The organism is Brevundimonas sp., from assembly GCF_046299535.1.
Lineage (GTDB): Bacteria > Pseudomonadota > Alphaproteobacteria > Caulobacterales > Caulobacteraceae > Brevundimonas.
This window is the reverse complement of record NZ_JBKBIB010000001.1, coordinates 122,923-148,780: the sequence shown is the minus strand read 5'-3', so window position 1 is coordinate 148,780 and position 25,858 is coordinate 122,923. Positions and strand designations below refer to the sequence as shown.

Annotated in this window: 29 protein-coding genes and 1 tRNA gene; 16 read left to right on the top strand and 14 right to left on the bottom strand. The window is 68.8% G+C overall.

All coding sequences use genetic code 11. The features are described 5' to 3' along the window. The first annotated feature begins 18 nt into the window (after positions 1-18). Together thrS and ACK4FB_RS00785 are read left to right on the top strand one after the other, a co-directional pair. Positions 19-1,953, top strand: a complete 1,935-nt coding sequence (gene thrS / locus ACK4FB_RS00790) for a threonine--tRNA ligase (RefSeq protein WP_409746670.1) — start codon at positions 19-21, stop codon at positions 1,951-1,953. Between the two features lie 322 nt (positions 1,954-2,275). Next, positions 2,276-2,497, top strand: coding sequence for a DUF6968 family protein (locus tag ACK4FB_RS00785; RefSeq protein WP_409747074.1), 222 nt, complete (start codon positions 2,276-2,278; stop codon positions 2,495-2,497). 71 nt (positions 2,498-2,568) lie between these two features. Here the strand turns inward: ACK4FB_RS00785 and ACK4FB_RS00780 are convergent, their stop codons facing one another. Both ACK4FB_RS00780 and ACK4FB_RS00775 read right to left on the bottom strand, forming a co-directional pair. Further along, positions 2,569-3,483 (bottom strand): hydroxymethylglutaryl-CoA lyase, encoded by a 915-nt coding sequence (locus tag ACK4FB_RS00780; RefSeq protein ID WP_409746667.1) that lies wholly within the window; start codon positions 3,481-3,483, stop codon positions 2,569-2,571. Continuing rightward, positions 3,480-5,375 carry a glycosyltransferase family 39 protein gene (locus ACK4FB_RS00775; RefSeq protein WP_409746664.1) on the bottom strand — a complete coding sequence of 632 codons (1,896 nt, stop codon included), beginning with the start codon at positions 5,373-5,375 and terminating at the stop codon, positions 3,480-3,482. Before ACK4FB_RS00775 ends, ACK4FB_RS00780 begins: the two co-directional genes overlap by 4 nt. A gap of 152 nt (positions 5,376-5,527) precedes the next feature. Between ACK4FB_RS00775 and ACK4FB_RS00770 the strand changes: the two genes are divergently transcribed. Next, complete coding sequence (locus ACK4FB_RS00770) at positions 5,528-5,956, top strand: hypothetical protein (protein ID WP_409746661.1); 429 nt, start codon at positions 5,528-5,530, stop codon at positions 5,954-5,956. Positions 5,957-6,099: 143 nt separating this feature from the next. Here the strand turns inward: ACK4FB_RS00770 and ACK4FB_RS00765 are convergent, their stop codons facing one another. The 3 genes from ACK4FB_RS00765 to trhA form a co-directional block, all read right to left on the bottom strand. Further along, a complete protein-coding gene (locus ACK4FB_RS00765) occupies positions 6,100-6,459 on the bottom strand; it encodes a hypothetical protein (RefSeq protein ID WP_409746659.1) in 360 nt (119 codons plus the stop codon). After that, complete coding sequence (phaR, locus tag ACK4FB_RS00760) at positions 6,456-7,106, bottom strand: polyhydroxyalkanoate synthesis repressor PhaR (protein ID WP_409746657.1); 651 nt, start codon at positions 7,104-7,106, stop codon at positions 6,456-6,458. The genes ACK4FB_RS00765 and phaR overlap by 4 nt, the downstream gene beginning before the upstream one ends. Positions 7,107-7,182: 76 nt before the next feature. Next, a complete protein-coding gene (trhA, locus tag ACK4FB_RS00755) occupies positions 7,183-7,887 on the bottom strand; it encodes a PAQR family membrane homeostasis protein TrhA (RefSeq protein WP_409746655.1) in 705 nt (234 codons plus the stop codon). A 149-nt stretch (positions 7,888-8,036) separates the two neighbouring features. On the opposite strand from trhA, the gene ACK4FB_RS00750 reads away from it, so the two are divergent. Next, positions 8,037-9,212, top strand: a complete 1,176-nt coding sequence (locus ACK4FB_RS00750; RefSeq protein ID WP_409746653.1) for an acetyl-CoA C-acetyltransferase — start codon at positions 8,037-8,039, stop codon at positions 9,210-9,212. Here ACK4FB_RS00750 and ACK4FB_RS00745 read toward each other — a convergent pair. Continuing rightward, positions 9,209-9,397: a hypothetical protein gene (locus ACK4FB_RS00745; RefSeq protein ID WP_409746651.1), complete on the bottom strand. Its 189-nt coding sequence runs from the start codon at positions 9,395-9,397 to the stop codon at positions 9,209-9,211. The genes ACK4FB_RS00750 and ACK4FB_RS00745 overlap by 4 nt on opposite strands. A 138-nt stretch (positions 9,398-9,535) precedes the next feature. Beyond that, positions 9,536-10,201: an OmpA family protein gene (locus tag ACK4FB_RS00740; protein ID WP_409746649.1), complete on the bottom strand. Its 666-nt coding sequence runs from the start codon at positions 10,199-10,201 to the stop codon at positions 9,536-9,538. A 163-nt stretch (positions 10,202-10,364) separates the two neighbouring features. Here ACK4FB_RS00740 and ACK4FB_RS00735 point away from each other — a divergent pair, with 163 nt between their 5' ends. Continuing rightward, positions 10,365-11,303, top strand: a complete 939-nt coding sequence (locus ACK4FB_RS00735; RefSeq protein WP_409746647.1) for an isopenicillin N synthase family dioxygenase — start codon at positions 10,365-10,367, stop codon at positions 11,301-11,303. Here the strand turns inward: ACK4FB_RS00735 and ACK4FB_RS00730 are convergent. Beyond that, positions 11,300-12,052, bottom strand: a complete 753-nt coding sequence (locus ACK4FB_RS00730; RefSeq protein ID WP_409746645.1) for a DUF502 domain-containing protein — start codon at positions 12,050-12,052, stop codon at positions 11,300-11,302. The genes ACK4FB_RS00735 and ACK4FB_RS00730 overlap by 4 nt on opposite strands. Beyond that, on the bottom strand, positions 12,052-12,282 hold the full coding sequence (locus tag ACK4FB_RS00725; protein WP_409746643.1) for a DUF1674 domain-containing protein: 231 nt from the start codon (positions 12,280-12,282) through the stop codon (positions 12,052-12,054). The genes ACK4FB_RS00730 and ACK4FB_RS00725 overlap by 1 nt, the downstream gene beginning before the upstream one ends. Before the next feature lie 93 nt (positions 12,283-12,375). On the opposite strand from ACK4FB_RS00725, the gene htpX reads away from it, so the two are divergent. From htpX to ACK4FB_RS00710, 3 genes are all read left to right on the top strand, one after another. Then, on the top strand, positions 12,376-13,305 hold the full coding sequence (gene htpX / locus ACK4FB_RS00720) for a zinc metalloprotease HtpX (RefSeq protein WP_409746641.1): 930 nt from the start codon (positions 12,376-12,378) through the stop codon (positions 13,303-13,305). Between the two features lie 41 nt (positions 13,306-13,346). Continuing rightward, positions 13,347-13,703 (top strand): hypothetical protein, encoded by a 357-nt coding sequence (locus ACK4FB_RS00715; RefSeq protein ID WP_409746639.1) that lies wholly within the window; start codon positions 13,347-13,349, stop codon positions 13,701-13,703. 119 nt (positions 13,704-13,822) lie between these two features. Then, complete coding sequence (locus tag ACK4FB_RS00710) at positions 13,823-14,686, top strand: hypothetical protein (RefSeq protein WP_409746637.1); 864 nt, start codon at positions 13,823-13,825, stop codon at positions 14,684-14,686. 61 nt (positions 14,687-14,747) lie between these two features. Here ACK4FB_RS00710 and ACK4FB_RS00705 read toward each other — a convergent pair whose 3' ends face one another. Further along, positions 14,748-15,620 carry an isoaspartyl peptidase/L-asparaginase family protein gene (locus ACK4FB_RS00705; RefSeq protein ID WP_409746635.1) on the bottom strand — a complete coding sequence of 291 codons (873 nt, stop codon included), beginning with the start codon at positions 15,618-15,620 and terminating at the stop codon, positions 14,748-14,750. A gap of 112 nt (positions 15,621-15,732) precedes the next feature. Here ACK4FB_RS00705 and ACK4FB_RS00700 point away from each other — a divergent pair, with 112 nt between their 5' ends. Further along, positions 15,733-16,737 (top strand): NADPH:quinone oxidoreductase family protein, encoded by a 1,005-nt coding sequence (locus ACK4FB_RS00700; RefSeq protein WP_409746633.1) that lies wholly within the window; start codon positions 15,733-15,735, stop codon positions 16,735-16,737. A gap of 4 nt (positions 16,738-16,741) precedes the next feature. On the opposite strand, the gene ACK4FB_RS00695 is transcribed toward ACK4FB_RS00700, so the two are convergent. Then, positions 16,742-17,149, bottom strand: coding sequence for a YkvA family protein (locus ACK4FB_RS00695; protein ID WP_409746631.1), 408 nt, complete (start codon positions 17,147-17,149; stop codon positions 16,742-16,744). 55 nt (positions 17,150-17,204) lie between these two features. Between ACK4FB_RS00695 and ACK4FB_RS00690 the strand changes: the two genes are divergently transcribed. The 6 genes from ACK4FB_RS00690 (at position 17,205) to lpdA (ending at position 24,176) form a co-directional block, all read left to right on the top strand. Continuing rightward, positions 17,205-17,987 (top strand): SDR family oxidoreductase, encoded by a 783-nt coding sequence (locus ACK4FB_RS00690; RefSeq protein ID WP_409746629.1) that lies wholly within the window; start codon positions 17,205-17,207, stop codon positions 17,985-17,987. Between the two features lie 131 nt (positions 17,988-18,118). Continuing rightward, positions 18,119-18,193 (top strand) — tRNA-Gly (locus ACK4FB_RS00685). A gap of 205 nt (positions 18,194-18,398) precedes the next feature. Continuing rightward, on the top strand, positions 18,399-20,234 hold the full coding sequence (locus ACK4FB_RS00680) for a fibronectin type III domain-containing protein (RefSeq protein ID WP_409746627.1): 1,836 nt from the start codon (positions 18,399-18,401) through the stop codon (positions 20,232-20,234). A gap of 85 nt (positions 20,235-20,319) precedes the next feature. After that, on the top strand, positions 20,320-22,095 hold the full coding sequence (locus ACK4FB_RS00675; protein ID WP_409746625.1) for a PAS domain-containing protein: 1,776 nt from the start codon (positions 20,320-20,322) through the stop codon (positions 22,093-22,095). Positions 22,096-22,166: 71 nt separating this feature from the next. Further along, positions 22,167-22,637, top strand: coding sequence for a hypothetical protein (locus ACK4FB_RS00670; RefSeq protein ID WP_409746623.1), 471 nt, complete (start codon positions 22,167-22,169; stop codon positions 22,635-22,637). 117 nt (positions 22,638-22,754) lie between these two features. Continuing rightward, positions 22,755-24,176: a dihydrolipoyl dehydrogenase gene (gene lpdA / locus ACK4FB_RS00665; RefSeq protein ID WP_409746621.1), complete on the top strand. Its 1,422-nt coding sequence runs from the start codon at positions 22,755-22,757 to the stop codon at positions 24,174-24,176. A 25-nt stretch (positions 24,177-24,201) separates the two neighbouring features. On the opposite strand, the gene ACK4FB_RS00660 is transcribed toward lpdA, so the two are convergent. From ACK4FB_RS00660 to ACK4FB_RS00650, 3 genes are read right to left on the bottom strand one after another with little or no spacing between them, the layout of a single operon-like run. Beyond that, the gene (locus tag ACK4FB_RS00660; protein WP_409746619.1) at positions 24,202-24,426 is read right to left on the bottom strand and encodes a YdcH family protein; all 225 of its coding nucleotides are present in this window, start codon (positions 24,424-24,426) and stop codon (positions 24,202-24,204) included. A 36-nt stretch (positions 24,427-24,462) separates the two neighbouring features. Beyond that, positions 24,463-24,945: a TIGR02444 family protein gene (locus tag ACK4FB_RS00655; RefSeq protein WP_409746617.1), complete on the bottom strand. Its 483-nt coding sequence runs from the start codon at positions 24,943-24,945 to the stop codon at positions 24,463-24,465. Beyond that, complete coding sequence (locus ACK4FB_RS00650; RefSeq protein WP_409746615.1) at positions 24,942-25,553, bottom strand: UbiX family flavin prenyltransferase; 612 nt, start codon at positions 25,551-25,553, stop codon at positions 24,942-24,944. Before ACK4FB_RS00650 ends, ACK4FB_RS00655 begins: the two co-directional genes overlap by 4 nt. Before the next feature lie 116 nt (positions 25,554-25,669). On the opposite strand from ACK4FB_RS00650, the gene ACK4FB_RS00645 reads away from it, so the two are divergent. Further along, complete coding sequence (locus ACK4FB_RS00645) at positions 25,670-25,843, top strand: YdcH family protein (RefSeq protein WP_409746613.1); 174 nt, start codon at positions 25,670-25,672, stop codon at positions 25,841-25,843. Positions 25,844-25,858: the final 15 nt, after the last annotated feature.

Below are 25,858 nucleotides of genomic sequence, written 5' to 3'. Positions count from 1 at the left end.
CATTAAGACAGCGCCATCATGATCGAGCTCAAATTTCCCGACGGCGCCGCGCGCCAGTATCCCGCAGGTGTGACGGGCCGCGAGGTGGCCGCGTCCATCTCCCCGTCGCTGGCCAAGAGGGCCGCGCTGGTCGAGCTGAACGGCGCCCAGCTGGATCTGGACCGCACCCTTGAGACCAGCGGCGACTTCCGCCTGCTGATGCGTGAGGACCCCGCCGCCCTGGCCACCATCCGCCACGACGCTGCCCACGTCATGGCCGAGGCGGTGCAGAGCCTGTTCCCCGGCACCCAGGTCACCATCGGCCCGGCCATCGAGGACGGCTTCTACTACGACTTCGCCCGCGACGAGCCCTTCTCCACCGACGACTTCGCCGCCATCGAGAAGAAGATGGCCGAGATCATCGATCGTGGCGCGAAGCTGGAGCGCGAGGTCTGGGACCGCAACGAGGCGATCAAATATTTCGAGGGCATCGGCGAGGCCTACAAGGCCGAGATCATCCGCGACCTGCCGGAAACCGAGACCATTACGGTCTACCGTCAGGGCGAGTGGCTGGACCTGTGCCGGGGGCCGCACTTCCCATCGACCAAATTCGTGGGCAAGGCCTTCAAGCTGACCAAGCTGGCGGGCGCCTACTGGCGCGGCGATCACCGCAACGCCCAGCTGCAGCGCATCTACGGCACCGCCTGGGCCACGAAAGAGGATCTGGACGCCCACCTGCAGCGCCTCGAGGAGGCCGAGAAGCGCGACCACCGCAAGGTCGGCCGCGCCATGGAGCTCTTCCACATGCAGGAAGAGGGCCGGGGCATGGTGTTCTGGCACCCCAAGGGCTGGGTGCTGTGGCGGGTGATCGAGGACTACATGCGCCGCCGCCTGGACGCGGCCGGCTATGTGGAGGTCAAGACGCCCCAGGTGCTGGACCGCAAATTCTGGGAGGCCTCGGGCCACTGGGAGAAATACCGGCCCAACATGTTCGTGTGCGAGACGGTGGAGGGCGAGACCCTGTCGCTCAAGCCCATGAACTGCCCCGGCCACGTGCAGATCTTCGATCAGGGCCAGCGCTCCTATCGCGAACTGCCCCTGCGCATGGCCGAGTTCGGGGCCTGCCACCGCTATGAGCCGTCGGGCGCCCTGCACGGCCTGATGCGGGTGCGCGGCTTCACCCAGGACGACGCCCACATCTTCTGCCGCGAGGACCAGATCGTCGCCGAGACCTCGGCCTTCATCGAACTGGCGCGCAGCGTCCACGCCGATCTGGGCATGGAGACCGCCTACATCAGCCTGGGCACGCGCCCCGAGGTGCGGGCCGGGTCCGACGAATTCTGGGACAAGGCCGAGGCCCTGATGGCCGAGTCCGCCCGCGCCGCGGGCACGGAGCCGGTGGTGACCGAGGGCGACGGCGCCTTCTACGCGCCCAAGCTGGACTTCATCGTCAAGGACGCCATCGGCCGCGAATGGACCTGCGGCACCATCCAGCTGGACTATGTGCTGCCCGAGCGGCTTGACGCCTCCTACATCGCCGAGGACGGCCAGAAGCACCGGCCGGTCATGCTGCACCGGGCGATCCTGGGGTCGTTCGAGCGCTTCATCGGCATCATGATCGAGAACTACGCCGGGGCCTTCCCGCTGTGGCTGGCCCCGGTGCAGGCGGTGGTGGCGACCATCACCTCCGACGCCGACGGCTATGCCGAAGAGGTGGCCGCGAAGTTCAAGGCCGCGGGCCTGCGGGTCGAGACGGACCTGCGGAACGAGAAGGTCGGCTACAAGGTGCGCGAGCACTCGGTCGGCAAGGTGCCGGTCATCGCCGTGGTGGGCAGGAACGAGGCCGCCGAGGGCAAGGTGGCCCTGCGCCGCCTCGGCTCCCAGGCCCAGGAGATCCTGACGGTGGAAGAGGCCATCCGCGTCCTGACAGACGAGGCGACGCCGCCGGACCTGAAACGGGCGGGCGCTAGCTAGTCAGTTCTGGCTGGCTTTAGCTACAGGGCGTTTTTCGACCTTGACCTTTAGCCTATTACAGGTATCTTGCCGTCAAGCACAAGGATGAATAGTCATGCGCCTTGTGTTTGCCGCGACGATTTCCGCCATTGCTCTTATAGCGCTAAATTCTTCGACTGTCGAAGCTGCATCTGCGTCCTTTAATGCTGAGCAACAGTGCGAAGGATGCTTGTTTCAGAAGCTACCTGTTTCAAACCTCTATGTGTAGTGGGTGGCCAACGCCACGCCAGCGTGAAGGATGCTACGCTGACGCGGCCGATAGTCTCGGCCGATGCAACAGTAACTGCCAGGTAATCCCATTCCCTTAAACATTAAGAATATATCGGCTAAGGACGAAATTTCAGTCGAAATATTCGAGCCAAATTTTGACAGCAAAATGCAGGCATTCGGCTGCAGAGTTGTCATTCAAGGTGATCAATCGATCGATCAGGTAATATACGGCGAAGACGAACTTCAATCTATTCAGCTGGCGGCTTTAGTTGCCAAGATGACGATTTACGGATGACTCTATAAATTCCTCACCTCGCACGTTAGGTTTGCGAATAGTAACGGGGAGGGGCGGTGTGCGCGGCCTGATCAGACCTTCCGGAATGGCCCGGCGCGGCTGAGGCTGGACGGGGGCGCCTTGCCGAGGCGCTGGCCGACCCAGCGGGCCGTCTCGATCAGGGCGTCCAGATCATAGCCGGTCTCGAACCCGCCGCGGTGCAGCATGTGCACCAGATCCTCGGTGCCGATGTTGCCGGTGGCGCCCGGCGCGAAGGGACAGCCGCCGATGCCGCCCACCGAGGCGTCCAGAATGTCCACCCCCGCCTCCACGCCCGCATAGGCGTTGGCGAGTCCCGTATTCCTCGTGTCGTGGAAGTGCAGCCGCAGCGTCGCGTCCGGCGCGGCCTTGCGCGCGGCCTCGACCTTTTTCGTCACGGCCCAGGGATCGCCGGCGCCGATGGTGTCGGCCAGGGCGATCTCGTCCACGCCCAGCGCGCCGATGCGGCCCACCAGATCGGCCACCTGATCCACTGACACCTCGCCGTCGAAGGGGCAGCCCCAGACGCAGCTGATGGTCACCGACAGGGACGGCGCCGCGTCGCCCGGGGCGGCGTTGTGACGGCGGGCGACGATGTCGGCGAGCATGGCCGCCTGACCCTTCAGGTCCAGGCCCTGGTTCTTCAGGCCGAAGCCGTCGGTGGCGGCCACCGAGACATTGACCTCGTCCACCCCGGTCGTAAGGGCGCGGTCATACCCCTTGGCGTTCAGCACAAGACCGATGCGGCTGTGTCCGGCCTCGGGGCGCAGGTCGGCCATGACCTCTTCGGCCCCGGCCATCTGGGGCACGTATTTCGGGTGAACGAAGCTGACCGCCTCGATGCGGCGCGCGCCGGCCGCCTCCAGCCGCCGCACGAACCCGGCGCGGACGGCGGGCTCCAGCACGGCGTTCTCGTTCTGGAGGCCGTCGCGGGGGCCGACCTCGACGATCTGGATGAAGCGGCTCATTGGTCGGGCCCAGGCTCCGGCGCGGAGGGTGGCGAGGCCACAGGCGTGTCCGGGTCCTCGGCGGGCGCCGCCGCGTCGAGCGCCGGATCGGCGGCCTCCCCATCCGGATCGGGCAGGGTCTGGTCGTCGGTCCCCGGTTCGGCGTCGGGATCCAGCAGCGCCGGTTCAGGCTCGGCCTCGGGCCGCGCGGGACGGCGCACGGGCGCGGGCCGGGGCGCGGGGCGATACAGGATCAGCTCGACCCGGTCTCCGTTGGCGTAGTTGACACCCTCGACCCGGTCCTCGGCCCGGGCCTCGGCGCCCAGGCGGCCCAGGGCGGCGCGGAAATTCGCCTCCTGCCGGGCCTCCACCACGGCGGGGCGACCCGCAGCGATGGCGGCGGCGGCTCCGGCTTCATCGGTGAAGCGCGCGGCCGGTCCGAACAGGAACAGCACGCTGGGCTGGCTGTAGCCGGTCACCGCCACCGGCCCGGGCAGGCGCCCCTCGACCGGATGAAGCCCCGTCTCGATCATGGCGGCCTTCAGGCGCGGCGACACCCACAGAGGCTCCAGATTGCGCATCAGGCCCGCCAGGCTGGCGTGGGCGAGGATGCCGAGCGCCAGCGAGATCAGCACCGCCGTCACGCCCATGCGGTGGTACAGCAGGAAGCCGCCGATGGCCGCCGCCGCGAGAGTCAGGCCGATGGTCGGGGTCGCCCAGGCCTGGGACGCCTCGCCGCCGAACTCGGACAGGGCGTACAGGGTGGCGCCCAGCACATAGACCCCGCCCAGCACCGCCAGCGCGGTCCCGGCCCAGCGCGAGACGCGGCCCAGCGGACGGGTCAGGGCCGCTGCGGCCAGCCAGGTCACCGCGCCGTACAGGGGCAGGGTCTGGTGCCACATGGGGTCGGGCGCCACTTCAAACAGCAGCCAGGCGGGAACCAGCCAGGCCACGGCGAAGCGCACCCCCGGCTCGGCCCGGCGGGTCAGACCGGTCACCAGGGCCGCCGGAAGCATGAGGGTGGCCGGGAACAGCAGCAACGGCGCCAACAGCAGATGGCGCCCGGGAACCCCCCAACTCGCCTCACCGCGGACGATCCGGGCCATGATGTTGTCGTTCAGGGCCTGGCGCCACACCTCGCCGTCCGTCGAGACGGTGGCGGCGATGGCCCACGGCCCGACGATCAGCGCCAGCAGAGGCAGGCCGCTCAGCCAGCCCAGCCGCCCCATCCATCCCCAGCGCCCGTCCATCAGCCCGAGAGTGACCAGCGCCAGGCCCACGACCAGCGGTGCGGTCAGGCCGCCCACGAGGATCGCCGCGCCCAGGGCGCCCCACACGATCAGCTTCAGGGGGCGGGGCAGGCGCGGCGGCGGCCCGCCGCTGGCCGAGGCCTCCGCCTCGCCTTCCCGCGCCAGCACATACAGGCGCGCCAGGGCTGCCATGGCCAGCGTGATCAGGCCGGCCAGCAGGGCGTTGGCCTGGGCCACCCCCGCCAGGGTGGACATCAGGAAGGCGCCGCCCAGCAGGGCGCCGGCCAGAAACCCTGCGCGGGCGCCGAACAATGCGGCCGCGCCCCAGGCGCAGGCCCAGGCCGCCAGCATGGCCCCCAGCAGGGAGGGAAGACGATAGGGCCGGATGTTGCGGTCCTGGACGTCCGAGGTCAGGGCGGCTGAAACGGCCTGTAACCAGTGAAGGCCCGCAGCGGTTCTGAGCCTGTCCTGATCGTCGGCCCGGGTGTCGATCCAGTCTCCCCGGTCCAGCATCCGGGCGCTGACCTGGGCCGTTCGCGCCTCTGTGCGATCCAGCACAGGCGTCATGATCAGGCCCGGCAGGCCCGCGATCAGAGCGATCAGCGCCGCCAGCACAGGGCCGCGCCAGCCGAGGATCAGGCGGTCAAGGTCGGGTCGCTGCATCATCGTTCCTGTATCACGCCCGCGCCCGCCGTCTCCAGAAATCCTCGCCCCGGGCCTCAAGCGAAGCCGTAGCGATCCGTTCCGAACGGCGTTATTAACCATTGTGAACGGGCGTCGCCGCCCCTGCCTGGAACGAGACGAGGAGGACGACCATGCTGATCGCCTTGCCGCTGCTGGCCATTCCGGTGCTGCTTTACACCCTCATCGTCATCTTCGGCATGGACGGAGGTTTCACCGCCGCCGGGGCTGACGCCGCGCTCAGGGATCCGCTCTTCACCATTCCCATGACCTCGGGCGCCACCTGGACCGTCGGGCCGGGAGACCTGCTGATCCTGTTCTCCCTGATCCTGCTGTTCTTCGAGCTGTTGAAGTCCACATCCAGCCAGAAGATCGCGATCGTCAATCACGCCCTTTCGATGATCCTGTTCGTGATGTGCCTGATCGCCTTCCTCCTGCTGCGGGGCTTCGCGACCTCGACCTTTTTCCTCATCACGGCCATGGTGATGCTGGATGTTCTGGCCGGCTTCATCGTGACCATCATCAGCGCGCGCAAGGATTTCGAGATCGGCGCGCCGGGCTGAGCGGCTCAGCCGAAGGCCAGAAACACCAGGCTCACGGCGAGAATGTCGAAGAAGCGGGCGGCGAGGGCGGTCATGGTCGGCGGTCCCTGAAGACGGATGTCGTCGTTCAGGACTGCAAGGACCGGGCCAGTCGAAGGCCTTGATCAGACGTCTGTGCGGGTGGTCTTGCCCGGCTTCGGCCGACGGTCGCCGGCGCCGGAATACTCGGCCCCCATATAACTGCCCCGGGCGGCGTCCAGCACGGGCGGGCCGCCCTTCAGACCTTTCCTGGCGCCGGTCTGGCCGATCATCTGGGCCGCAAATGCCGACGGCTGCGAGGGATTTGGCGGCGTGGGCGAGGCCGGCGGCTCATCGGACAACGCGGCCGACTCGCCGCGGGGAACAAGGGCCCTTACCGGGCGAGGGGTCCCTTCGCGGCGCTCCTCTCCCTGACGGCGGTCGCCGGTGCGGCGCTGGGGGCCGCGCGGCTCGACGGGACCGACCGGGCGCACCGGACCGGTCATTTCCTGCCGGGCTCGTCGGCGCGGGCGCCGGCCAGACGATCCAGCTGGGCGCGCATCTCCTCCATCTGGCGACGCATTTCGTTCAGGGTGGCGTCACCGGCGGGGGTCGCGGCCTCCGCGGACTTTTCAGGCTCGACCCTGGGCGCATAGGCCATGGGGGTGAACATCTTCATGGCCCGTTCGAACATGGCGATGTTCTGCTTCACCTGCTCATCGAACATGCCGACACCCGGCGCGGCCCCGAAGGCGCGCGAGAACTGCGAGCGGAACTGCTCCTGCTGGCTGACGAAATTGTCGAGCGAGAGTTCAAGGTAGCTGGGCAGGACCGACTGCATCTGGCCGCCGTAGAAGCCGATCAACTGGCGCAGGAACTGGACGGGCAGCAGGGCCTCGCCCCGGCTCTCCTCCTCGAAGATGATCTGGGTCAGCACCTGACGGGTCAGGTCGTCGTTGGTCTTGGCGTCATAAACGAGGAAGTCGACGCCCTCGCGGACCATCCCCGCCAGATCTTCCAGCGTCACATAGGCGCTGGTGGATGTGTTGTAGAGGCGCCGGTTGGCGTACTTCTTGATGACGACCGCGCCGCCGTTCCTGTCGCTCTGGGCCTTGCTGGATTTCTTGCCGGCTGCCGGTTGGGTATCCGCCACGCTGTCACCGTCCATTGTTGTTCGACCTCGCATTATTCCGCAGCGCGGTGCCATGCGCCAGTGCATTGCGAAGCGCTCAGGCGGGCGCCAGAACGACTCCCACCAGAATCGCCGCCCAGTGGGTTCCGGCGCCGGCCACCACGAAGCCATGCCAGATGGCCCGGCGGAACTTTACGCGCTGGTTGATGAACACGAAGACCCCCGCCGTATAGATCAGTCCGCCCGCCACCAGCAGGCCCAGGGCGAGGGGGTGGACCGTCTCGATCATGGGCTTGAGGGCGAACACCGCGAGCCAGCCGAACAACACATAGACCCCGCTCCAGAAGGCGTCGGAAATGCGCGGCGCCAGCATCTTGGCGAACACCCCGGCCAGGGCGAAACCCCAGACCAGCAGGGTGAAGCCGACGGACCAGGCGCCCTCGAACCGCAGGACGGTGAAGGGGGTGTAGCTGCCGGCGATCATCAGGAAGATGGCCGCCTCGTCCATGCGCCGCAGTACGGGTCGGGCCGCGCAGGGATGGGTCAGATTGTAGATGGTCGAGCAGGTCAGCATGGCGATCAGGCACAGGGCGTAGATCGCGGTGGCCATAGCGGTTCCCGCGCCGCCGTATACGGCCGACAGCACCGCCAGAACGATCCCGCCCACCGCCGCGAGGGCCAGGCCGACAATATGCACCCACTTATCCGCCAGCCGCTCGCCACGTGTAAGGTAGTGCTCCGCCATGTCCTGCTCGTCTGGCGTGCAGATGTGACTGGCGAGGCGGCGGAACAACACGAGCATGACCTTTCAAGCGGGGAAACGGGCCGATCGTTCCCGCCCAGCATGGCCTCCACATGGTGACGAACCGCTGAATCAGCGGCTTTATGGTGACGAAACGCCTGCGTTGAGGCAGAACCGCCACACCGAAATTCCTCCCGGAGTGAAATCCCATGTCCGATATCGTCATCGTCTCGGCCGCCCGCACCCCCGTCGGCTCCTTCCTGGGGGCCCTGTCCTCCCTTTCCGCGCATGAGCTGGGCGCCGTTGCCGTCAAGGCGGCGCTGGAGCGCGCCGGGGTTGACGCCGGCGACGTCGACGAGGTGATCCTGGGCCAGGTCCTCCAGGCGGGGGCCGGGCAGGGCCCGGCGCGTCAGGCGTCGATCGCTGCGGGCCTGCCCGTCGAGACCCCCGCATGGAGCCTGAACCAGCTGTGCGGCTCCGGCCTTCGGGCTGTGGCCCTGGGGTACCAGCAGATCCTCTCCGGCGACGCGAGGATCGTCGTGGCCGGCGGTCAGGAAAGCATGAGCCAGGCGCCCCACGCCGCGAACCTGAGGGGCGGCCAGAAGATGGGCGACCTGTCGTTCACCGACACCATGATCAGGGACGGCCTGTGGGACGCCTTCAACGGCTATCACATGGGCCAGACGGCCGAGAACATCGCCGAAAAGTGGTCCATCGCGCGCGCCGATCAGGACGCCTTCGCCGTGGCCAGCCAGAACAAGGCCGAGGCGGCGCAGAAGGCCGGCAAATTCGATGACGAGATCGCCCCTGTGACCATCACCACCCGCAAGGGCGACATCGTGGTCGACAAGGACGAATACATCCGCCACGGCGCGACCATCGAGGCCATGGAGAAGCTGCGCCCCGCCTTCACGAAGGACGGTTCTGTAACGGCCGCCAACGCCTCGGGCCTGAACGACGGCGCCGCCGCCGTGGTGCTGATGACCGCGGAAGAGGCCGAGAAGCGCGGTATCAAGCCGCTGGCGCGCATCGCGTCCTGGGCCACCGCAGGGGTCGACCCGGCCATAATGGGCACGGGCCCGATCCCGGCGTCGAAGAAGGCCCTGGCCAAAGCCGGATGGTCCGTGGGCGACCTGGACCTGATCGAGTCCAACGAAGCCTTTGCGGCCCAGGCCCTGTGTGTCGTCAAGGAGCTGGGTCTGGATACGGCGAAGGTGAACGTGAACGGCGGCGCCATCGCCATCGGCCACCCCATCGGCGCATCCGGCGCCCGCATCCTGACCACCCTGCTGCACGAAATGAAGCGTTCGGGCGCCCGGAAGGGTCTGGCGGCCCTTTGCATCGGCGGCGGCATGGGCGTCGCCATGTGCGTGGAGGCGGTCTAGCGCTCCATTGAGGCCCGGACCACGGGAGCGGCGCCCGGGTCGTCAAGCAGGGAGGGCAGCAGGACGGGCAGGACGGCCCTGCCGGCGCCGATGACCGCAGCGGCGACGATGAAGGCGGAGACCACGGCCACCCCGGTCAGGCGCAGGCCCTCCCGGACATCGTCGTCATCGCTGTGCTGATCCATGCCGCCTCCCGGTTCGCCCATCGGCGAACACGGGATTGAGAACAGCATGGGCGCGGGCTGCTTCGCAAGCGCAACCAAAGGAAAAGGCGGCGGTTTCCCGCCGCCTTCGCCATTTTCACGCGATCGCGTCGCCGAAGATCAGGTCAGCGGGCGGATCAGGATTTCCACACGCCGGTTCTGGGCGCGGCCATCCACGGTGTCATTGGATGCGATCGGATTGCGCGAGCTGGCGCCCGCAACATACAGACGCTCGCGCATCACGCCCTCGCCGATCAGGAACTGGGCCACCGAAGCGGCGCGGCGCTCGGACAGGGGCTGGTTGATCTGGTCCCCGCCCGTGGAGTCCGTGTGGCCGACGATGTCCACCACCGAGCGGTCATACTCGTTCATGATCCGCGCCACGTCCCGCAGCACCGGATAGAACCGCGCGTTGATGTCGGCGCTGTTGGTGGGGAAGGTCACGTCGCCGGGCATGCGCAGGACGAGGTTGTCGCCCTGACGGGCCACGCCCACGCCGGAACCGGACAGCTCGGCCTCGAGCGCGCGCTGCTGGCGGTCCATGTACTGGCCGACGGCGGCGCCGCCCAGGGCGCCCACGCCCGCGCCGATCAGGGCGTTGCGACGGCCCTGCTCGGAATTGTTTGTGTTGGTCAGATAGCCCAGCACGGCGCCGCCGAGCGCGCCGGCGACGGCGCCCTGCGCGGTCCGGTTCGGCTGGGGCCCCGAGCGATAGGGGTCGGTGGTGGTGCAGGCGGCGGCGACGAGCGCCAGGGCGCTGACGCCGGCGATGATCTTGATGTTCATGACGGTAGTCCTTCCAGGGTTTCTTCAGTGACCCAGCCGCCGGAACGTCCGATGAACGGTCAAGGTTCCGGTGCGGCCGCTTGAAGCGTGGCCATAACGACCTTTTGCCATAGGCTTGATGAACGGCGTAAGACGATCTCCGTTCACCTCCGCGAGAGTTTCCGTGACCGACAGCGCCATCACCCCCGTTTCCATGACCCGCTTCGAGGCGGATTTTCAGGGCTTTTCCGACGATCTGGGGGCCTCTTTCGCCCGCTACGGCTTCGCGGTGGTCGCCGATCACGGACTGGACGAAGCCGTGATCGGGGCGGCCCTGGACGACGCCAGGGCCTTCTTCGCCCTGCCTGACGCGGTCAAGCGCGCCTATCACCAGCCGGGAACCGGCGGCGCGCGCGGCTACACCCCCTTCGGCGTCGAGGCGGCGAAGGACGCCGCGGCCGTGGACCTGAAGGAATTCTGGCACGCGGGACGCGAACTGCCGGAAGGGCACCCCTATCGCAAATACATGCGCGACAACGTCTGGCCATCGGAGGTCCCGACCTTCCAGGAGCACGTGTACGGCATGTTCCAGGCGCTGGACTCGCTGGGCGCGAAGCTGCTCAGGGCCATCGCCCGCTACCTGAAGCTTACGGACGATTTCTTCGCCGACAAGGTGGCGCTGGGCAATTCCGTGCTGCGCCTGCTGCACTATCCGCCGGTGCCCGCCGATGCGCCGGGGGTGCGGGCCGGGGCCCATGAGGACATCAACGTCATCACCCTGCTGCTGGGCGCCGAGGAAGCCGGGCTTCAGTTGCTGGACCGGGACGGGCGCTGGCTATCCATCGCGCCGCCGCCCGGCGCCCTGGTGGTCAACATCGGCGACATGCTGCAGCGCCTGACCAATCATGTGCTGCCGTCCACCACCCACCGGGTGGTCAATCCGGCGCCCGAGCGGCGGGGCTTCTCCCGCTACTCCACGCCGTTCTTCCTGCATTTCGAGCCGGAATACGAAATCCGCACCCTGGACAGCTGCGTCTCGGCCGACAATCCCGAGCGTTACCCCGAAGCGATCACCGCCGAGGACTATCTGCTGCAGCGCCTGCGGGAGATCCGCCTGCTCTAGAGCCGGTCGGGGATGATCGGCGGGGGGGATCCCTGCGGGTCGGGGTTGCCGGTGGTGCGATACTTGACCGACTCGGGCGAGATGACCCCGGCGGAAACGATGAACTGGATGGCCTCGTTCAGGGTCCAGTCCAGCCAGACCAGCCGGTCCACCGGCACGATCTCCACATAGCCCGAGGTGGGGTTCGGCGTGGTGGGCACATAGACCGCCGCCAGCTCCTCGCCCGTGTCCGAGGCGCGGAAGCGCTGGGTCACCAGTCCCACCGTGCGCATCTCCGGCGAGGGAAATTCGATCAGCACCACCTTCTGGGCGCCCTCGGTGGGCGACTGGAAGCTGGAGATCAGCTGGCGCGCCGAGCCATAGACCACGCTGCCGACCGGGATGCGGGTGATGAAGTCCTCCACCATCTGACCCACCACGCGCCCCACCACGCCCTTGGCCATCAGCCCGATCACGATCAGGGCCCCCAGGGCCACCACGATGTTCAGGACGGTGGAGGTCACCGGATGCAGCAGAAAGCCTTCCAGCCCTGGCGCGATCAGCAGCAGGGTGGCGGTGAACGGACCGGTCATCAGTCCGCCCACGAAGGCGGCCACCTGAAGCACCAGCCACAGCACCCACAGGGTCAGAGCCAGCGGGGCCACGGCGATGGCCCCCACCACCAGCGCCTGCGACGCCCGGGCGGCCAGGCTCTTGACCCGGATACGGGTCAGGCGAAGTTCTTCCTCGGTGAAGGCCCAGCGTTTCATCAGAAGTCCACCGCCAGGCCTTTTTTCTCCCAGTCGCCATAGCGCGTGGGCTCGGCCCCGCGCGGTCCGCCCTGTTCGGGCGGCAGATCCAGCGGCGGCGCGGCGGCGCGGCGCGCGGCGGCCTCCTCCAGCGCGCGGCGCGCGGCGGGGCTCAGGCGCTTGTCCTGGGCCGCGTCCGGCAGATCCGGGTTCAGCAGGACGGGGATTTCATCGGCGGGCTGATCGGTCACGGGTGCGGGCTCTTGAGGCGGGAACGGTCCCCCTCCACATAGTATGTCACGGGGCCGGCGACAAAGCCCGGCCGATCATTCACATGGAAAACCATGAACCACATCAAGACCTTCATGCTGCTGGCCGCCATGACCGCCCTGTTCGTGGGGGTCGGTTACCTGATCGGCGGCGCCACGGGCATGCTGATCGCCGTGGTGTTCGCGGTGGCGCTCAACTTCGTCAGCTACTGGAACGCCGACAAGATCGTGCTGAAGATGTACCGGGCCCAGCCGGTGGACGAGACCCACCCCGACCCGGTGGTGCGCAACTATGTGGCGGACACGAAGGCCATGGCGACGGCGGCGGGCCTGCCCCTGCCCAACATCGTCATCATTCCCAATGACCAGCCCAACGCCTTCGCCACGGGCCGCAATCCCGACAACGCGGCGGTGGCCGCCACGACGGGCCTGCTGCGCATGCTGGACCGGGCCGAGATCCGGGGCGTCATGGCCCACGAGCTGGCCCATGTGAAGAACCGCGACACCCTGGTCATGACGGTGACCGCCACCATCGCCGGCGCCATCGCGGCCCTGGCCAATTTCGCCCTGTTCTTCGGCGGGCGCGACCGGCCCGGCGGGATCATCGGGACCCTGGCCATCATGCTGCTGGCGCCCATGGCCGCAGGGCTTGTGCAGATGGCCATCAGCCGCACCCGCGAATACGGCGCGGACCGCGTGGGCGCGCAGATCGCGGGCGATCCCCAGGCCCTGGCGTCGGCGCTGGCCAAGATGGAGCGCTACGCCCGGGGCGAGCTTAACGTGGCGGCCGAGCGCAATCCGGCCACCGCCCACATGTTCATCGTCAATCCTTTGAACGGGAAGGGCGCGGACAACCTGTTCTCAACCCACCCGGCCACCGCCAACCGCATCAAGGCCCTGAACGAAATGGGCGGCGGCGCGCGCCCGGCGTTTTTCGCGGAGCCGGAAACTCCGCGGGGGGCCTTCGTGCCGGTCACGGGCGAGCGGCGCGGGCCGTGGGGGTGAGAGGCTGGTCAGGACGAACCCCGTTCGCCTAGTATCGAGACATGCAGGCCTCGATCATCGTTCTGGTCATTCTCTATCTGCTGGCCGCCGCCCTGTTGGGGCGATGGGCTGACCGGCGGCTCGCGGCCCACGACCGGCTCCCGATGCAGTGGGGCCTGAACGGCCGCCCGAACTGGTCCGCCCCGCGCCGGCCGGCCCTGATCGTCACGCCCCTGCTCAGCGGAGCGGGACTGCTGGTCGGCGCGGTCCTGATCCTCTTCGCCAGCGGCGAACCGAACGTGCGCGAGTCGGACATCCTTGGCCTTCTGGCGGCGCTGGCCGTCGTCGGGATCGGCGTCTATGCGGGTTGGCTGGCGTTTGTGACGCGGTCGGCCCGGACTCCGAAACGGCGCCAGTAGGGTTTCCGGTCTCCGAAATCCTCCCATTTCCCGCCCTAGATCCCTTTCAGAACAACACCTCGCCGCCGGAATCCCGCCTTTTACACCGCCGCGTCCGGGGGCGCCTCACACTGTCCGGCATGGACATCAAATTCAGATACCTCCCCGACAGCCCGCCCGTCTTTGACGCCGCCAAGTCTCGCGCCCGCTGGGCCGCCGCCAGGGCCGACTATCTGGCCGGCGGGAGCGCGCCGGAGGTGTGCGAGCGCCACGGCCTCAGCCTGCGCACCTTCCGCCATCGCGCGAAGATCGAAGGCTGGCGCCGCGCCGACCAGCCCGCCCCCTTCATCGCCCCGGATCCGGCGCCCACGCCTGAGCCTGCGCTCGATCCTGCGCCGACATCTCAGAACCAGCCCCTTGTCATCCCGGACGCGCCGACAGGCGCGATCCGGGACCAGCCCCTCACCACCCTGGAGATGGTCGACAAATGCTGGTCCCACGTCCAGGCCGCCGTGGCCGCCGGCCAGCTGATCCAGGCCCGCGGCTGGCTGCGCCTGTACCGTGAGCTCAAGCCGCTGGTGCCCTTCACCGAGATCGAGGCCCGCGAAGCCGAACAGGCCGCCCCCGCACAGACCCTTGCACCCCCGTTGCACTGTTTTTCCGCCCCGGAGTCGCACACGCCCGAACCGGCGCCAGAACCAGAGCCCTCACCCGCTCCGTCCGCCCCCGAACCGGACCCCACCGGCGATCTGGTGCGCCTCACCACCCGTCTGGCCGCCATCGCCCGTCAGGCGGAAAAGGCCGCCCTCCAGCCGGACCTTGCACCCCCGTTGCACTGTTTTTCGGACCCGGAGTGCAACCCCGCCGACGACCTCACCCGCCTCGTCGCCGACATCCAGGCCCTCACCGGCAAGGCCGAACGGGCCGTCGCCGACGATGCCCTTGCACTCCGGTTGCACTGTTTTTCGGGCGCCGAGGGCGACGGCGTCGGACCGGGGCCGTGACCGGCGCCTCGTCATCCCGGAAACGCGAAGCGCTATCCGGGACGGGAAGGGACGCCGCCCCTTACCCGAACACCTCCACCCCGATCTCGCCCGACACATCCAGCCAGGCGCGCTTCATGCCCTGGCTGTTGAAGGGGTCGGCGCGGGCGCCATTGCGGTCCAGGGCGATCAGGCCGCCGTCGCCGCCCATGGCGCCGATCTGGTCGATGACGGCGCGGGCGGCCGGGGCCAGCGGCTGGTTCGCGGCCACGCGCCAGGCGGTCTGGGCGGCGGCGGCGGTGCGGATGAAGTACTCGCCCTGGCCGGTGCAGGACACCGCCGCATGGTCGTCGGCCCAGGTCCCGGCGGCGGGGATGGGGGTGTCGCCCACGCGGCCGGGCATCTTGCCGAACACCCCGGCGGTGGAGGTGGCGGCCGCCAGCCGGCCCCGGGCGTCCAGCACCACGCAGCCCACCGTGCCGTGCGCGAGCGTGCCCGGCGGATGGTTGTCGTCGCCCTGGCCGGCGCGGGTGAACCAGCCGTCGGGATCATCCACCGGCTCCAGCCTCTGGTCGCGGGCGAAGTCGCCGGCGCCCTGGCCGGCCAGCATGACGTGGGGGGTCTTCTCCATCACCGCCCGGGCGGCGCGGATGGGGTTGCGGAAGCCCTGCAGGGCGGCCACGGCGCCGGCCTTCTGGGTCGCGCCGTCCATCAGGCTGGCGTCCAGCTCATAGCGGCCGTCCAGATTGGGCGAGGCGCCGCGCCCGGCCACATAAAGCCCGGAGTCCTCCAGCATCACCACCGCCTCCACCGCCACGTCCAGAGCCGCGGCGCCGCCGGACAGGCGTGCGGCCATGGCCTCGACCACCTGACGCATGTTGGCGGTCTCGCGGTCGTAGTTCACCGAGCGCCGGGCGCCGGCGCCCCCGTGCAGGATCAGGGCGGGACGGGTCATGGGACTTCCTGAGCGTAATCTGTCTTCGCCCTTTTCACGGGCCTTCGCGCTCATTAGCCTTCGGAGGAGACGGGCGCCACCGCCCGGGCACCAGCTTCAAGCGAGGTTCGATTTGCGCGCGGTCCTGTCCCATGCCCCCGGCGGCCCCGAGACCCTCAAGATCGAGGAGGTCAACGACCCTGCGCCCGGCAAGGGCCAAGTGGTGATCGAGGTGAAGGCGGTGGGGATCAATTTCCCCGACACCCTGATCATCGAGGACAAATACCAGTTCCGCCCCGAGCGCCCCTTCTCTCCGGGCGCGGAGGTGGCCGGGGTGGTCGAGGCGGTGGGCGAGGGCGTCAAAAACGTGCGCAAGGGCGATCGCGTCATCGCCGTGCCGGGCTGGGGCGGTCTGGTGGAGCGCATCGCCGTGCCCGCCAGCCAGGTCATTCCCATGCCGAAGGCGATGTCGTTCGAGGAGGGCGCGGCCCTCGTGATGACCTACGGCACCAGCTACTACGCCCTGAAGGACCGGGCCCGGCTGAAGGAAGGGGAGACCCTTCTGGTGCTGGGCGCGGCGGGCGGCGTGGGCGCGGCGGCGGTGGAGCTGGGTAAGGCCATGGGCGCGCGGGTCGTGGCGGCGGCCTCCACCGGCGACAAGGTGGAGTTCGCCCTGGAGCTGGGGGCCGACAACGGCCTGATCTATCCCACCGGCCCCATGGACAAGGCGGCCCAGAAGGAGCTGTCCGGCGAGCTGAAGCTGGCCACCGGCCGCGACGGCGCCGACGTGGTGTTCGACGGGGTCGGCGGCGACTACGCCGAGCCGGCCCTGCGGGCCATGGACTGGGACGGCCGCTATCTGGTGGTGGGCTTTCCCGCGGGCATTCCGTCCCTGCCGCTGAACCTCACCCTGCTGAAGTCGGTCAGCATCGTCGGGGTGTTCTGGGGCGCCCACGTGGCCCGCGAGCCGGAGCTTCACGCCGCCAACATGGCCGACCTCATGCGCCTGTACGCCGAGGGGAAGATCCGGCCGCGCGTGTCGCGCACCTTCCCTCTGCACAAGGCGGGCGAGGCCATCCAGGCGCTGGGCGACCGCCAGGCCCTGGGCAAGGTGGTGGTGACCGTCGAGGATCGGTGAGTGCCTACTCCTCGCGCAGGGACTCCAGCGTCCGTTCCGCCGCCTGATAGTGGCGCGTGCGGATATGAGAACCGACCAGGGCGATCATGGCCGCGATCACCGCCGCGTCGTCGGTGAAGCCGATGCCCACGAACACATCCGGGATCGCATCCACCGGCATGACGAAATAGCCCAGTCCCGCCAGCATCAGCCCCTTGGCCCTGAGCGGCGTCTCGGGATCGCGGGCGGCGTGCCAGGCCGCCACCGCCTCCCGCGCGAAGGGGATGCGCGTGGCGGTCCGCCGGATCTTGGGCCAGAATCCGCGCCGCACCCGCTGGGCGTTGGTGCGGATCACGCTGGGGACCAGGGCGCGTGACGGCTCCAGCACCTCTTCGGGCGTTTCAATTGAAGACGGTTTGGCGTTTGGCGTCATGGCGTCTAAATCCTCCGCCCAGCTCAACAGTTCAAATCAATATAGGACGAAAGCCATGAAACTGGACGGTTTGATCGCGGCGGTGGTGACGGGTGGAGCTTCCGGCCTGGGCGAAGGCACGGCGCGGGCCCTGGCGGCGCGCGGCGTCAAGGTGGCCATCTTCGACCTGAACGAGGAAGCGGGCGAAAAGGTCGCGGCCGAGATCGGCGGCGTCTTCTGCAAGGTCAATGTGACCGATGACGCCTCGGTGGCCGCCGCCTTCGACAAGGCCCGCGCCGCCCATGGCCAGGAGCGCCTGACCGTCAACTGCGCCGGCATCGCCACCGGCCAGAAGACCGTGTCGCGCAAGAAGGACACCGGCGAGATCCGCGCCCACGACATGGCCCAGTTCGAGAAGACGGTGACGGTCAACCTGTTCGGCACCTTCCGCGTGGCGTCCCAGTCGGCGGCGGGCATGGTGACGCTGGACCCCATGGACGACGGCGAGCGAGGCCTGATCGTCAACACCGCCAGCGTGGCGGCCCAGGACGGCCAGATCGGCCAGGCCGCCTATTCAGCCTCCAAGGGCGGCGTCTACGCCATGACCCTGCCCATGGCCCGCGACCTGATGAACGAGGGCGTGCGGGTCAACACCATCCTGCCGGGCATCATGTGGACGCCCATGATGGCGGGCATGGACCAGAAGGTTCAGGACGCCCTGGCCGCCATGATCCCTTTCCCAAAGCGCCTGGGAACCCCCGCCGACTACGCCGCCCTGGCCCTGCATCTGGCGGAGAACACCTACATCAACGGCGAATGCATCCGTCTGGACGGCGGAATCCGGCTGGCGCCGAGGTAAGGGGGCGCTACCGCTCGCGCCGCGGACGTTCGCTGCTTGAGCGCGTTTCGGGAGGGGATTTCCGAATTTCGGCGATCCCCCCTTGCGGCCCCCGCCGCCCCTCGGCTATAGGCCCGCCCTCGACTGAGAGCGCGGGCGTAGCTCAGGGGTAGAGCATCACCTTGCCAAGGTGAGGGTCGGGCGTTCGAATCGCCTCGCCCGCTCCAGTCGAAACGCAAAGAGCCTCGTCCCCGGACGGGGCTTTTTTGTTTTGGGCGTCAGGGGTCGCCGCGCGTCGTCAGAATGGGCTTGATCCGTTCCCTGCGCATTTCAGGCCCGGCGACACGCCCCTGTCATACACAGGCGTCACCATGCATCATCCCCTCACGATGGCCGGCGCTTGCGCGCGGTCTTGTTCAGGAACGCCGCACCATGTCGCGCAAGCTTCTTCTCGCCCTCGCCCTGTCCGCGAGCCTGGCCTTTTTGCAGACGCCGGCGCTGGCGCTTCAGCCGACCGTCGTCGCGGCGCCCGCTTCGCCCCACGCCGCCCTCGAGGCCGCTGTCTCCGACATCCTGGACCGCATGGTGCGCGAGATGGGGCCGGACGAGCGTCTGGCGCTGACGCCCGAAAGCGCCGCGGCCTTCCTGAATGCGGAGGAGCGTGAGCGGCTCTCGACCGGGTTCACCCGCTTCATCGTCGACCGCCCGGCGCGCCTGTTCGTGGCCTTCGACAGCACCTATGGCGAGACGCCCTTCTGGCTGACGGACCTCGGCTTCCAGCGCCGGGCCGATCTGGACTTCATCGTCGATGTGGAAGACCCCTTCCACGTCTGGGAGACCGTCGTGCCTGCCGGCGAGGTGAACCTGGGCGTGCCCGGCCTGTCGGGCGAGATGAAGCCCTATGTCGTCTTCGCCGCGCCCGCCGAAGGCGAGGGGACGATCGTCATGACGCCGCTGGTTCCGGGCGCCGATGTTCAGACCGCGCGCGAGGGCGGCGAGCCCTATGTGGACGATAACGACTATTTCAACGCCCTGCCCGCCGCACTGGACGGCCTGCCTGTGCTGCGCAGCTTCGAGAGCTGGGAGTTCGTCTCGCGCATGGTGGGCTTCTTCCGGGCCACCGACTATCCGTCGTCCGCCTCGCCCGACCATCTGCAGTTGACCTGGCAGGACGATCCCCGCACCGGGGTGACGGTGCAGTGGCGCACCGACGAGACGGTCGCGGAGTCCATCCTGTGGCTTGCGCCAGCGGGCGATGACGGGGCGGGGCGCATGCTGGCGGCCCGGGCCGCAGCCTTGACCAGCCGCCAGATCGTCAACGACCCCGACATCCGCCTGCACCGGGTCCGGCTGGACGACCTGACTCCGGCGACGGACTATGAGTACGCCGTCAGCGCCGACAACGGCCAGACCTGGACCCGGCGCCGCCCGTTCCGCACCGCCGCCGAGGCGGGGGCGGAGCCCTACGCCTTCATCTATCTGGGCGATCCCCAGAACGGTCTGGACGAGTGGGGCGACCTGATCCGGCAGTCCGACGCCCGCTTCCCCGAGGCGCGCTTCTACATGATCGCCGGCGACCTGATCGACCACGGCACCGAGCGGGACAACTGGGACCAGTTCTTCCACGAAGGCTCGACGGTGTTCGACCGCACGCCGGTGGTCCCCGCGCTGGGCAATCATGACAGCCACGGCGGCCACCCGACCCTGTATCTCCAGCAGTTCGCCCTGCCGGACAACGGCGCCGAGACCTTGGATCCGGGCCGCACCTACCATGTGACCTATCAGGACCTTCTGCTGGTGGTGATGGACTCCAACTACGACCTGGTGGAGCCGGAGCTTCAGACCGAATGGCTGGACCGGGTGCTGGGCGAAAGCGACGCTCGCTGGAAGGTGGTGATCTATCACCACCCCTTCTACGCCTCGCGTCCGGGACGGGATAACCATCCGCTGCGCGACTCCTGGGGGCCGATTTTCGACCGGCACAATGTGGACATCGCCTTCCAGGGCCACGACCATGCCTATATGCGCACCGTGCCCATGCGGGGACATCAGCCGGCCGCCGAGGGCGAGCACGGCACGGTCTATCTGGTCGCGGTGTCGGGGACCAAGATGTACGAGCAGGAGCTGCCCGACTTCGCCGCCTTCGGCGCGGTCAACACCCGCACCTATCAGATCATCGAGGTGGACCCCGTTGCAGGAACCCTGACGTACCGGGCCGTAGACGCCGACGGCGGCGTCATCGACAGCTTCGCCCTCTCCAGGGACTGACGGTCGCCGCATTTTCTTTGGTCAACGAACGTTGATCGGCCCGGCTCTTGCACCGACGTCACGGAATACGGTGTAAGGCGAACGCATGTTTCTCGAAGGCGAGGTCAACTGGGCTCTGGTGTTCGGCATGGCGGCGGCGATCTGCGCCGTGGCGGCCATTACGGGACTCTCTGCGGCCGCCCGCTGGGGGCTGGCGTATCGAAATGCGACGGCCCGCCTTGATCACGCCCTGATGAGCCACGAAGGCTCGGCGCGGCGCCTGCGAGAGGTTCTGGACGCCATTCCCGTCGCCCTTGTGGAAACGGACATGAGCGGCAAGTTCATCTTCGCCAACCGCGCGGCCCACCAACTGCTGGGCCGCCGGGACGCCGAACTGCTGGGCCTGCGCTTCCATTCGGCCACCTGGGGCATCACCTACCCGGATGGCCGCCAGATTCCGCCCGACCTGCTGCCCGGCGCCCGGGCCCTGCGCGGCCAGACGGTCAAGGGCTTCCAGCACATCATGGCCAACCCCTCCAGCCGACGGAAGATGCTGGTCTCGGTGACGGCCATGCCGATCCTGAATCCGGTGGGCGAGGTGATCGGCTCCACAGCCGCCCTGGTCGAGACCGAGAGCCTGATCCAGCCTGAACCCGCACCGGAACTGGTCGCCGCCCCGGTCGACCCCGGCCTGACCCGGCGGGTGTTCGACGCCGCTTCCAGCGCCCTGGTGGTTCTGGATGCTGAAGGCCGGGTGCGCGAGGCCAACCGCACGGCGCTGGAACACCACGGGCTTGATGCGGATGCCGTGAAGGGACTGGATTTCGCAGAGCTGTTCCTGAGCCTGGACGAGAGCGCCCAAGGCCGCATGGCGCTCAAGACCGCCCGCACCGCCGAACCCGGCATGGCCGGGTCGATCACTACCGCGGCGGGCCTGACCTGGCGCATCCTGCCCCTGCCGGGCGAGGATGGCGCCCTGCTGCTGGCGGGTGAGCGGACGCCGGCGCCGATGCGGGAAGCAGGGGACGGGAATTCGGCGGAAAGCCGCCGCGCCATCCCTTTGGAAGAAGCTGACGATGTCCTGCGCGCTGATCTGGAGCAGGCTCGGGCCCGCCTGACGGCTCTGGAAGAGCGCGCCGCTGAGGATCGGGCCCAGCTGACGACCGCCCGGCGGCTGGAGACCGTGGGCCGCCTGACCGGCGGCGTGGCGCACGATTTCTCGGCCCTGCTGGGGGTCATGACCAGCGCCCTCGACATGCTTCTGAAACAGGCGGACCAGCCCGACCGGGTGCGCCGTCTGGGCGGGGCGGCCCTGAACGCGGGTCGGCGCGGCGAGGCCCTGACCCGGCGCCTGGCCGCCTTCAGCCAGGGCGAGGACGCGGTCATGAACCGGCTGGACCTGTCGGTGCTGCTGAAGAGCATGGAGCCGACCCTGCGCCAGATCGCGGGTGAGGACGTGGATCTGATGATCGAGGCGCCGGACCGGCCCATGGACGCGGTGATCGATCCGTCCGCCTTCGACGGCGCCGTGCGGGCCTTGCTGGAGAACGCGGTGCAGGCTCTGGAGGGGCGGGGCTCCGTGGCCATCCGGCTGGACGAAACGGCTGACGGCCAGTGGCGCCTGTCGGTCCGGGACAACGGGCCGGGCATGGGTGGCGACGTCCTCGCCCGCGCCTCGGAGCCCTTTTTCACCACGCGTGACGGCGCCGCGGGTCTGGGCCTGTCGGAGGCCTACGCCTTTGCGCTTCAGTCCGGCGGACGGCTGGCCATGGACAGCGCCCCGGGCGAGGGGACCGAGGCGGCCCTGATCCTTCCGCCCGCGGCGGAAACCCCCGCAGAACCGGCCCCCGCCGCCCCCGAGGCCGAATCCGCCGCGTCCTGAATCGGGATTTCGCCGTTCTTTCAGCGCCCGTCCCCTGCTAGGCTGCGGCCAGAGGGAACAGGGAGGCGGTCATGAAGATCCTGCGGTTCATCCTGGTCATGGTGGTGATCGGCTATGCGGGCTGGCTGGCCTGGCCGTTCATCTCGCCGTTCCTTGAGGGGGCGGGGCCCGAGGCGGCGGCGGCCCGGTCCGGGGCCGTGGTGGCGCTGGACTCCGGCGGCGACATGCCCACCGCGGCCCTGTGGATCGGGGCGGTGGTCCTGTATCTGGTCAGCGCCCTGCTGCTGGGGGCGGGCAATCCCCGCGCCGTCGTCGCCTATTTTCTGGGCTTTCTGGCAGACATCGTGCTGCGGCTGGCCATGAGCCCGGATCGGGGCGTCTCCGCCGACATCGCCGCCCGCTCGGCCGAGGCCGTCCCGGCGCCGGCGGGGCTTGATCCCCAGTGGATCGTCATCGCGGCCCTTTTGCTGGTGGGCCTGCTGGTCATGGCGGCCAGCCGCCGGGTGCGCCGCAGCCGCGCGCCGGGGCAGCTGACGTCCTGACGCCGGACGCGGCGGCTTGCCCTCGCGGCCGCTGAGGCCATATCAGGGGTGGAGACGGCCGCCTGTCCCGGGTTATGAGCGGGCGCGCGCCTCCCCGCCAGAACTCAAGGAACCCTCATGGCCGACGCCCCCCAATCCGCTTCGCAATATGACGTGGTCATCATCGGGGGCGGGCCCGGCGGCTACAACGCCGCCATCCGTGCGGGACAGCTGGGCCTCAAGGTCGCCTGCATCGAGATGCGCGACACCCTGGGCGGCACCTGCCTGAACGTGGGCTGCATGCCCTCCAAGGCCCTGCTTCACGCCTCCGAAATGTACGAGGCGGCCGGGAGCGAGTTCGCCGGGCTGGGCATCAAGGTCGGCGACCGCGCGCTCGATCTGGGTCAGATGATGAAACAGAAGGACGACAGCGTCGGCCAGCTGACCAAGGGCATCGAGTTCCTGTTCAAGAAGAACAAGGTGGACTGGCTCAAGGGCCGGGGCCGCATCGCCGGAAAGGGCCAGGTCGAGGTCGAGGCCGCTGACGGCGCCAAGACCACCGTGGCCGCGAAGAACATCATCATCGCCACCGGCTCCGAGCCCATGCCCCTGCCGGGCGTGGAGTTCGTCCCCGGCAAGGTGATCGATTCCACGGGGGCCCTGGCCCTGTCGGCGGTGCCCAGGAAGCTGATCGTCATCGGCGCCGGCGTGATCGGGCTGGAGCTGGGCTCGGTCTGGCGCCGTCTGGGCGCCGAGGTCGAGGTTGTCGAGTATCTGGACAAGATCGGCGCGGGCATGGACGCGGAGGTGGCCACGGCCTTCCAGCGCGGCCTGACCAAACAGGGCATGACCTTCCGCATGGGCACGAAGGTCACCGCCGCCAAGGTGGTCAAGGACGGGGTGGAGCTGACAGTCGAACCGGCGGCCGGCGGCAAGGCCGAGACCCTCAAGGGCGACGTGGTTCTGGTGGCCATCGGCCGCCGCCCCTACACGGCGGGCCTGGGGCTGGAGACCGTGGGCATCGAGACCGACAAGCGCGGCTTCATCGCCAACGACCACTTCAAGGCCGGTCAGGACGGCGTCTGGGTCATTGGCGACGTGACCCACGGCCCCATGCTGGCCCACAAGGCCGAGGAAGACGCCGTGGCCGCCGTCGAGCTGATCGCCGGCAAGGCGGGCCATGTGGACTACAACCTGGTCCCCAGCGTCATCTACACCGGCCCCGAAGTGGCCTGGGTCGGCAAGACCGAGGAGCAGTTGAAGGAGGCGGGCGTGGAGTTCAGGAAGGGCAAATTCCCCTTCGCCGCCAACAGCCGCGCCAAGATCAATCACGAGACCGAGGGCTTCGTGAAGGTGCTGGCCGATCCGAAGACCGACCGCGTGCTGGGCGTGCACATCTATGGCCCCCAGGCGGGGGAGCTGATCGGCGCGGCCTGCATGACCATGGCCTTCGGCGGCGCCTCGGAAGACATCGCCCGCACCTCCTACGCCCACCCCACGCGCTCGGAGGCCCTCAAACAGGCCGCCATGGGCGTCGAGGGCTGGATCATGCAGGCCTGATTCCGGGCCCGCATCCTGCCCTTCGTCAGGCGATGATGTCGGGCAGGATGCGAGCCTCGATCTTCCCGATCTCGTCGCGCAGGGACAGCTTGCGGCGATTCATGCGGGCGATGCGCAGCTGATCGGGGACGGGCACGGCGCCCAGGGCCTCGATGGCGGCATCCAGGTCGGCGTGCTCCTGACGCAGGGCCTTCACCCGGTCGTGCAGCTCGCGCTCTTCGGTGTCGGAAAGGTCTTCGTCGTCGTTCATGGAGCCCCCGTCCGCACCACTATAGCCGCGCCCGATTCACGCCGGAAGACGCTTGGCCAGAGCCTCGGCCAGATGGCCGAGGGCGGGCCGCGGGATCTGGTCGCCCCATGCGCGCGCCACCCGCACCAACAGGTCGACCGTCGCCGGCGCCTTGCCACGCGGCTCGGGGGCCAGCCCTTCCAGCGCCAGCATCAGGCGGCGCTCGGCCTCCAGCTCCACCGCCTTGACGTGGGCCCGCACCGCCTCGCGGTCGGCGTCGGCCATGTCCGGGCGGCGGGTCTTCAGGGCGCGGCGCAGCTCGCGCAACGGGACCACCGCATGGTCGGCCCAGACCCGGGTGGTGTCGATGGCCCCCTCAAGGGCGTCCTCGTCCGGCGCGCGGCCGGTCTCGGCTTGCCAGGCGGCCCACAGCAGAAGCGGGACGGCCTGTTCGTGAACATCCTGAAGGTGCAGACATTCCTCGGCCACCCCGGGCGCGGCGTAGGCGGCCACGGCCCAATCCCAGAACCCCTCGCTCATTCAGCGTCCGCCGCCATGCCCTGCCAGCGCTGAACCGGATCCCAGTCCAGGCCGAACAGATCCAGCACCCGGCCCACCGACTGGTCGATCATCGCCTCGATCGAGGCGGGCTTGGCATAGAGGGCGGGCAGGGGCGGGGCGATCACCGCGCCCATTTCGGCCAGGGCCGTCAGGGTGCGCAGGTGGCCCAGATGCAGCGGCGTCTCGCGCACCATCAGCACCAGACGGCGGCGCTCCTTCAGGGTCACGTCGGCGGCGCGGGTCAGCAGGGTCGAGGTCACGCCGGTGGCGATCTCGCTCATGGTCCGCACCGAACAGGGCGCCACCACCATGCCCAGGGTGCGGAACGAGCCGGACGAAATCGCCGCCCCCACATCGCCGATCTTGTGCACCACGGAGGCCTTGTCGTTCAGCTCGGCGAGAGAAAGATCGGTTTCCTGAGAAAGGGTCATGGCCGCCGCGCGGCTGACCACCAGATGGCTTTCCACGCCCAGATCGTTCAGCGCGTCCAGCGTCCGGACGCCGTAAGCCACGCCGGATGCTCCGGAAATTCCGACGATCAGGCGCGGCCGGTCGCCGGATACGGCTCTGTTCACATCATCGGCCATATTGGGCGCCATGCTCCTCATGTCCGGCGGCGACCGCCCGTCACCAGAATGTGACTCCACAGGCGGCCGCTTCGGGCGTTGGATTGTTTGGTCCCTTAAACATGGAGGCGCAAGCCATGGCCATTGACGCTCGCATTCGCGAACTGGGAAATCGTCACCGCAATCTGGATGAGACCATCCAGCAGGAAATGACCCGACCCGGCGCCGACTCGCTGCGCGTCAGGGAGCTCAAACAGCAGAAGCTCCGATTGAAGGAAGAGATACGAACGCTGGAGGCGCGGCTGTATTAGCGCGCCTCTCCGTGA

What these genes read in the sequence shown, in the direction of transcription:
- thrS (WP_409746670.1), top strand. Translation starts at nt 19, where the DNA reads ATGATCGAGCTCAAATTTCCCGACGGCGCCGCGCGCCAGTATCCCGCA.
- ACK4FB_RS00780 (WP_409746667.1), bottom strand. Translation starts at nt 3,483, where the DNA reads ATGAGCCGCTTCATCCAGATCGTCGAGGTCGGCCCCCGCGACGGCCTC.
- ACK4FB_RS00775 (WP_409746664.1), bottom strand. Translation starts at nt 5,375, where the DNA reads ATGCAGCGACCCGACCTTGACCGCCTGATCCTCGGCTGGCGCGGCCCT.
- ACK4FB_RS00770 (WP_409746661.1), top strand. Translation starts at nt 5,528, where the DNA reads ATGCTGATCGCCTTGCCGCTGCTGGCCATTCCGGTGCTGCTTTACACC.
- ACK4FB_RS00765 (WP_409746659.1), bottom strand. Translation starts at nt 6,459, where the DNA reads ATGACCGGTCCGGTGCGCCCGGTCGGTCCCGTCGAGCCGCGCGGCCCC.
- trhA (WP_409746655.1), bottom strand. Translation starts at nt 7,887, where the DNA reads ATGCTCGTGTTGTTCCGCCGCCTCGCCAGTCACATCTGCACGCCAGAC.
- ACK4FB_RS00750 (WP_409746653.1), top strand. Translation starts at nt 8,037, where the DNA reads ATGTCCGATATCGTCATCGTCTCGGCCGCCCGCACCCCCGTCGGCTCC.
- ACK4FB_RS00745 (WP_409746651.1), bottom strand. Translation starts at nt 9,397, where the DNA reads ATGGATCAGCACAGCGATGACGACGATGTCCGGGAGGGCCTGCGCCTG.
- ACK4FB_RS00740 (WP_409746649.1), bottom strand. Translation starts at nt 10,201, where the DNA reads ATGAACATCAAGATCATCGCCGGCGTCAGCGCCCTGGCGCTCGTCGCC.
- ACK4FB_RS00730 (WP_409746645.1), bottom strand. Translation starts at nt 12,052, where the DNA reads ATGAAACGCTGGGCCTTCACCGAGGAAGAACTTCGCCTGACCCGTATC.
- htpX (WP_409746641.1), top strand. Translation starts at nt 12,376, where the DNA reads ATGAACCACATCAAGACCTTCATGCTGCTGGCCGCCATGACCGCCCTG.
- ACK4FB_RS00715 (WP_409746639.1), top strand. Translation starts at nt 13,347, where the DNA reads ATGCAGGCCTCGATCATCGTTCTGGTCATTCTCTATCTGCTGGCCGCC.
- ACK4FB_RS00710 (WP_409746637.1), top strand. Translation starts at nt 13,823, where the DNA reads ATGGACATCAAATTCAGATACCTCCCCGACAGCCCGCCCGTCTTTGAC.
- ACK4FB_RS00705 (WP_409746635.1), bottom strand. Translation starts at nt 15,620, where the DNA reads ATGACCCGTCCCGCCCTGATCCTGCACGGGGGCGCCGGCGCCCGGCGC.
- ACK4FB_RS00695 (WP_409746631.1), bottom strand. Translation starts at nt 17,149, where the DNA reads ATGACGCCAAACGCCAAACCGTCTTCAATTGAAACGCCCGAAGAGGTG.
- ACK4FB_RS00690 (WP_409746629.1), top strand. Translation starts at nt 17,205, where the DNA reads ATGAAACTGGACGGTTTGATCGCGGCGGTGGTGACGGGTGGAGCTTCC.
- ACK4FB_RS00680 (WP_409746627.1), top strand. Translation starts at nt 18,399, where the DNA reads ATGTCGCGCAAGCTTCTTCTCGCCCTCGCCCTGTCCGCGAGCCTGGCC.
- ACK4FB_RS00675 (WP_409746625.1), top strand. Translation starts at nt 20,320, where the DNA reads ATGTTTCTCGAAGGCGAGGTCAACTGGGCTCTGGTGTTCGGCATGGCG.
- ACK4FB_RS00670 (WP_409746623.1), top strand. Translation starts at nt 22,167, where the DNA reads ATGAAGATCCTGCGGTTCATCCTGGTCATGGTGGTGATCGGCTATGCG.
- lpdA (WP_409746621.1), top strand. Translation starts at nt 22,755, where the DNA reads ATGGCCGACGCCCCCCAATCCGCTTCGCAATATGACGTGGTCATCATC.
- ACK4FB_RS00660 (WP_409746619.1), bottom strand. Translation starts at nt 24,426, where the DNA reads ATGAACGACGACGAAGACCTTTCCGACACCGAAGAGCGCGAGCTGCAC.
- ACK4FB_RS00655 (WP_409746617.1), bottom strand. Translation starts at nt 24,945, where the DNA reads ATGAGCGAGGGGTTCTGGGATTGGGCCGTGGCCGCCTACGCCGCGCCC.
- ACK4FB_RS00650 (WP_409746615.1), bottom strand. Translation starts at nt 25,553, where the DNA reads ATGGCCGATGATGTGAACAGAGCCGTATCCGGCGACCGGCCGCGCCTG.
- ACK4FB_RS00645 (WP_409746613.1), top strand. Translation starts at nt 25,670, where the DNA reads ATGGCCATTGACGCTCGCATTCGCGAACTGGGAAATCGTCACCGCAAT.